The organism is Burkholderia sp. HMSC10F09 (genome assembly GCF_001806955.1).
GTDB classification, from domain to species: Bacteria; Pseudomonadota; Gammaproteobacteria; order Burkholderiales; family Burkholderiaceae; genus Burkholderia; species Burkholderia multivorans.
In genome coordinates this window covers 1-6,015 of the sequence record NZ_KV786503.1, presented here as the reverse complement: position 1 = coordinate 6,015, position 6,015 = coordinate 1, and the positions used below count along the sequence as shown (strand labels likewise).

6 protein-coding genes are annotated in these 6,015 nt (G+C 71.0%); all 6 read right to left on the bottom strand.

The window, feature by feature from the left end:
- On the bottom strand, nt 1-591 hold a 591-nt coding region (locus HMPREF3115_RS01120), incomplete at its 3' end, for a glycosyltransferase family 9 protein (protein ID WP_141751613.1).
- On the bottom strand, nt 588-1,199 hold the full coding sequence (locus HMPREF3115_RS01115; RefSeq protein ID WP_070553242.1) for a D-glycero-alpha-D-manno-heptose-1,7-bisphosphate 7-phosphatase: 612 nt from the start codon (nt 1,197-1,199) through the stop codon (nt 588-590). The genes HMPREF3115_RS01115 and HMPREF3115_RS01120, both read right to left, overlap by 4 nt.
- Entirely contained in the window at nt 1,190-1,939 is a 750-nt protein-coding gene (locus HMPREF3115_RS01110) for an SDR family oxidoreductase (protein ID WP_006398898.1), read from the bottom strand. Before HMPREF3115_RS01110 ends, HMPREF3115_RS01115 begins: the two co-directional genes overlap by 10 nt.
- A gap of 187 nt (nt 1,940-2,126) precedes the next feature.
- Entirely contained in the window at nt 2,127-2,651 is a 525-nt protein-coding gene (locus HMPREF3115_RS01105; protein ID WP_012217870.1) for a hypothetical protein, read from the bottom strand.
- On the bottom strand, nt 2,596-5,340 hold the full coding sequence (locus tag HMPREF3115_RS01100; RefSeq protein WP_070553240.1) for an ABC transporter transmembrane domain-containing protein: 2,745 nt from the start codon (nt 5,338-5,340) through the stop codon (nt 2,596-2,598). The genes HMPREF3115_RS01105 and HMPREF3115_RS01100 overlap by 56 nt, the downstream gene beginning before the upstream one ends.
- Before the next feature lie 47 nt (nt 5,341-5,387).
- A partial coding sequence (locus HMPREF3115_RS01095; protein ID WP_141751612.1) for a BON domain-containing protein occupies nt 5,388-6,015 on the bottom strand: 628 nt, incomplete at its 5' end.

Below are 6,015 nucleotides of genomic sequence, written 5' to 3'. Positions count from 1 at the left end.
CGGGCCGCCGAAGCGCTGCAGCGCGGCGCGCAGCCGCGCCTGCACCGCCCGGCGCGCCGCGTCGCCCGGTTCGAACGCCATCCGCCAGTCGGCGGTCTTCGCACCGATCGTGCGCACCAGCGCGAGCTGGCGCGCCACTTCGTGCCGCACCTGCTGATCGGGCTCGGTCTCCGCGACGCGGTCGGTCAGCAGCCGGTACGGGTTCTCGCGGCAATGCGCGAGCCGCAGCGGAATGCCGGCGAGCCAGCACATCATCGCGGCCGGCAACGGGCTCTGGCTATACACGGTGAAGATCACCGCCGCGTCGAAACGCGCGGACAGCAGCCGGTCGATCATGTCGAGATCGGCGACCGGGTCGGCCGGCGCGTCCGGATGCTTGACCCACGGCGCGTCGTACGTCCACACGTCGTCGACCATCGGCAGATGCGCGCCGAGCGCCGCGGCCGTGCTCGACGTGAGCAGCGTCAGATGCCGGCCGTTGCCGCTTTCCTTCAGCGCGCGCAGAGCCGGCGTCGTCATCAGCACGTCGCCGAGATTGTCGAGCCGCACGCACAGAATGCGGCGCGCGCGGTCCCACGCGGGCGCGCTCATTGCCGCACCCGCGAGCCGTGACGGCGCGCGGTTTCGCGCACGACGATGTCGGCCGCGAGATCGAGCCGGTCGACGACGAAGTGCGGCGTGCGTGTCGCGTCGATCCGCCATTCCGTCTCGTAGCCGCGATCGACGAGGATCGTGCGGCACTGCGCGGCGCGGCCCGCTTCGATGTCGTCGAGAATGTCGCCGATCATCCAGCTCGCGCCGGCCTCGACGCCGAGCGCGGCGGCCGCGCGGCGCAGCATGCCGGGCCTCGGCTTGCGGCACAGACAGTCGCATGCATAGCGCGGCACGCTGCCCTGCGGGTGATGCGGGCAGTAAAAAAAATCCGCCAGCGCCGCGCCGTTCTCTTCGAACAGTTCGGCAAGACGCTGGCGGACCGCGCCAAGCTGAGATTCGGTGAAGCGGCCGAGCGCGACGCCCGGCTGGTTCGAGACGACCGCGATCGGCATGCCGGTCGACGCGAGCGAGCGCAGCGCACGCGCGGCGCCCGGCGCGAGCCGCATGCGGGCCGGATCGACGTTGTACGGCACGTCGTCGAGCAGCGTGCCGTCCTTGTCGAGCAGCACGGCGCCGCGCGGACGCGGATCGTGCTTCAGGGCCATGATGTCTCCTTCATCGGCAGCACCATCACTTCCGGTACGACCGTGCCCGGCGGCTGCGTCAGCACGAAGCGCACCGCGGCCGCGACGTTCTCGGGCGGCTGCAGCGTGTCCTCGTCGATGTCCGGGAAGCGGTCGAGCAGGAACGGCGTGCGCATCCCGCCGGCGACGATCGCCGACACGCGCACGCCGGCCGGGCGCAGCTCCGCATGAAGCGCATGCGACAGACCGAGCAGCCCCCACTTCGTCGCGTGATACGCCGATGCGTTCGGCCACGCGCGTTTCGATGCGGTCGACGCGATGTTGACGATATGCCCGCCGCCGCGCGCCTTCATCATCGGCACGACCGCATGGCACATCAGGTATGGACCGAACAGGTTCGTCATCAGCACCTGCTGCCATGCGTCGACGCTCACGTCGTCGATCGGCGCGGTCACGTCGATCGCCGCGTTGTTCACGATCACGTCGAGATCGCCGACCACTTCGCGCGCATCGTGCACGGCCTGCAGCACCGACGCCTCGTCGCGCACGTCGAGCGGACGGCCGACCGCCTTCACGCCGTGCCGCGTAAGCCGCTGCGCGACGGCCGCCGCGCGGTCGCCGTCGAGATCCGCGACGACGACGTGCGCACCGTTGCGCGCGAGTTCCTCGCAGATCGCTTCGCCGAGCCCGCGGCCGCCGCCCGTGACGAGTGCGGTGCGGCCGGCGAGCGGCAGTTGAGCTGGATCGTGGGTCCCGTTCACATGTACCTCCCTGTCGGCGTCAGAAGAACTTCGTCGGAACGCTTGTCGTGACAAGCGTCATCGCAGGGAAGACAGCGAGATTCGTGCCCGTCCGTTTCGAACCGCGTTGCGTCGCGCGTCGCGGCGCGTTCGCTGGCTTTTTTATAACCGGCTGTAAAAACGTGCCCGCACCGCGCTGCGCTCGCGATCAGATCGCGAGCGCGTCGGGCGTCGCCTGCGCGCGATGCTTCGCGAGCGCGCGCAGGCAATGCGCGATGCAGCCCGCGAACGCCTCGTCGAACCACGGCTGCGCGCCCGATACGCCGACCACGATCCCATGCTGCGCGACGGCGCCCCACAGGTTCGTGTCGCCCGCGCGCAGCCGGTACGGCTCGAGCGCCTGCACGACATGGCCGTCGCGGCCGGTTTCCCACGACAAACGCGCTTTCGCGCGCGCATACGCGCGATAGTCGGCGTCCCAGTCCTTCGGGTCGGGCAGCGAGAACTCGTAGAGGATCGCGTCTTCGAACGACGCGTCGTGCGGGCCGAGCGCCGGATCCATGATCACGATGTGCAGGCAGCCGCTGTCGCCGACGAAGTCGCTCTGCAACGCGGCCGACAGCGTCGGCAGCAGCAGTTCGACGGCCGCGATCGCGGCCTGGCGATCCGCGAACGCGCTACCGCCGCGACGTGCGGTCAGCCCTTCGGGGGACGGATTCAGATGAGTCGGCATGTGAGTCTCCGGAGGAAAATGCGAGCGCGCGCAGCGCCGCAATCAGGTCGGCCGGCGCCGCCGGCTTGGTCAGATACGCATGGAAACCCGCTTCGACGGCGCGCGCGCGGTCGCGCTCGCGCGCGTGGCCGGACAGCGCGAGCGCTTCGATGGACGATGCGCCGCCCTCGTTCGCGCGCGCCGCTTCGAGCTGACGCACGCGCGTCATGACCGTATAGCCGTCTTCCTCGTCGTCGCCGAGGTCGATGTCGCAGACGAGCAGCGCCGGCCAGTCGTCACGGCGCGCGCGCCATAGCGTGTCGAGCAGCGCCTGGCCCGACGCGAACGCGTCGACCTGCGCGCCGGCCACCGTCAGCAGCGCGGTCAGCGCATCGCGCGCTTCGTCGTGATCGTCGACGCAGGCGATGCGCAGGCCGTCGAGCGGCCTGTCGGCGATCGGCACGGGCACGGCGTCGGCCGGCTGCATCGACGCCGGCGCGATCGCGCAGAGCGGCAGCGCGACGTGCAGCGTGACACCGGTGTCGTCGCGTTCGCGCACGACGTAGCCGCCCGCCTCCTCGATCGCGTTCTGCAGCGGCTCGAGAGCGAGCAGCGACAGCTCGGGCGCATCGACGCCCGCGCAGGCGACCGTGATCCGTGCGTCCGGATCGTGCCGCTCCGTATAGACCTGGACGCGCCCGCCGCTGCCGCTCACGTCGATCCCGTTGCGGCACAGCTCCCACACGAAGCGCCGCAGTGCGGCCGGATCGGCCTTCACGATCAGGTCCTCGTCGGACAAATGGCGGAACACCGGCACGCCGCGCCGCTCGGCCGCGTCAGCGAGCCCGTCGAGCACCTGCGACACGAGCGGATTGATGCGCACCGGCTGCCGCGCGAACTTCGCCTCGGTGCGTTCGAGCTCGCGCTGCTTCGCCTGCAGCGCCCACATCTGCGCATAGACGCCGCCGCTCGCGAGCAGCTCGTCGTGCGTGCCCTGTTCGACGAGCCGGCCGTACTCCATCACGAGGATGCGGTCCGCATCGACGATCGTCGACAGCCGGTGCGCGATGATCAGGCTCGTCCGATGTTGCGCGACACGCATCAGCTCCTGCTGGATCGCGCGCTCCGAGCGCGTGTCGAGCGCGGACGTCGCCTCGTCGAACACGACGATCGGCGGCGCCTTCAGCAGCGCGCGCGCAATCGCGACGCGCTGCCGCTCGCCGCCCGACAGCCGCACGCCGCGTTCGCCGACGCGCGTGTCGTAGGCATCGGGCAGCCGCTCGATGAACGTGTCGAGCTGCGCGCTGCGCGCGGCCGCGACCACTTCCGCGCGCGTCGCGTCGCGCTTGCCGTACGCGATGTTGTACGCAATCGTGTCGTTGAACAGGATCGTGTCCTGCGGCACGATGCCGAGCGCGTCGCGCAGGCTGCGCTCGGTGACGAGGCGCAGATCCTGGCCGTCGATGCGGATCGTGCCGGCGTCCGGCTGGTAAAGTCGGAACAGCAGCCGCGCGAGCGTCGACTTGCCCGAGCCGCTGCCGCCGACCACCGCGACCGACTGGCCGGGCTCGATCCGGAACGACACGTCCCACAGGATCTGCCGGCTCGGCTCGTAGCCGAAGTCCACGTGCTCGAACTCGATCGCGCCGCCGCGCACGACGAGCGGCTGCGCACCGGGCACGTCGCCGTCCTCGCCCGGCTTGCCGCGCGCGTCGAGCAGCCCGAACAGCCGCTCGATGTTCGTCATCGCGTCGTTCGCCTCGCGGAACACGAAGCCGAGCGCGTTCAGCGGCAGGCTGATCTGGATGATGTACGCGTTGATCAGCACGAGGTCGCCGACCGTCATCGCGCCGGTCGCGACGCGCTCGCCGGCGAGCAGCATCACGGCCGCGATGCCGGCGCCGATGCAGGCGCTCTGCCCGATGTGCAGCGTCGACAGCGCGTACTGGTTGTCGACGCCCGCGTCCGACCACGCGTTCAGCACGCGGTCGAGCCGGTCGCGTTCGACGTCCTCGCGCGCGAAGTACTTGACGGTGTCGACGTTCAGCAGGCTGTCGACGATGCGCGAATTCGATTCGGCCTCGAGCGCGTTCACGCGGCGCTGGTAGCGCATGCGCCGCCGCGTGAACACGATCGTGTACGCGGCGTAGACGGCGAACGTGACGAAGATGATCGCGGTGAAGCCGCCGCCATACTTGCTGACGACGATCACGAGCACCGAGCCGATCTCGATCGCGGTCGGCACGATCGTAAACACGGCGACGCCAAGCAGATAGCCGATGCCGGCCGTGCCCTTCTCGAGGTCGCGCACGACCGCGCCCGTCTCGCGCTGCGAATGGAAGCGCGCGCCGAGCCGGTGCAGATGGCCGAACGTGCGTACCGTGAACGCGGCCACCGTGCTCTGCGTGACCTGCACGAACGTCATGTCGCGCACTTCGTTCAGCGCGTTCGACGCGAACCGCACGACCGCGTACGCGAACAGCAGCAGCACCGGCAGCGACGCGGGCCGCTGCGCGAGCTGGCCGAAGTCGTCGACGATCTCCTTCAGCAGCAGCGGCACCGACACGGCCGCGGCCTTCGCGAGCACCAGCAGCGCAATCGCCGCGAGCACGCGCGCGCGATAACGCCAGATCGCGCGCCAGAGCTCGCCGGCGATCCGCAGCCGCAGGCTGCGCGTATCGCGTCGCGTGTCCCCGGTCGCCGGCGTCATGCGCGCACTGCGTTCCGTTGTGGCGGGTTCATGACGGCCGTCCTCCGTCAGTGATGGCGCTCGCGGCCCGGCGTGCCGCCCGCCGCAGTGCCGCCGGTGCCCGCTGCGGTGCCCGCTGCGGTGCCGCTGCCCGCGCCCTGGGCCGACGTGCCGGGCTCAGGCTCGCGCACGGCCGGCTGGGTCGGCGTAACGGTTCGCTGCGCGGGGTGCAGCACCATGCCGCTGTCGTGCTCGCCTTCGCGCTTCACGCGCACGCGGTTCTCGACGTCGCGCACGCACATGCAGTCGTCCGCGATGTCCTCGATCGCATGCTTCATCCAGCGCGCGGGCACCGTGCCGTCGAGTTCGACGCGGCCGTCGCTGACCTGCACGCTCACGTCGCTGACGTCGATGTCGAGCGCATGCGCGAGCCGTTCGCAGACGTCCTCGCGAATCCGTTCGTCCGAGCGCGTATAGCCTTTCGGGCCGCGCCGGCCGCGCATGGCGTCGCGCGCCGCGCCGCTGCCGAAGCGCGACAGGTCGGGCGCGTCGGTCGTACGCGGATCGTCGTAGCCGCGCTCGCCGCCGCCATACCAGCCCAGCCGGAAATGTCCGCGCAGGCCCGGCGCCTCGTCGCGGCCGCCGCCGTATCGGTGCGGCTCCGGCCCGCCGCCCGGCTGCCCTCGCCCGCGCTCG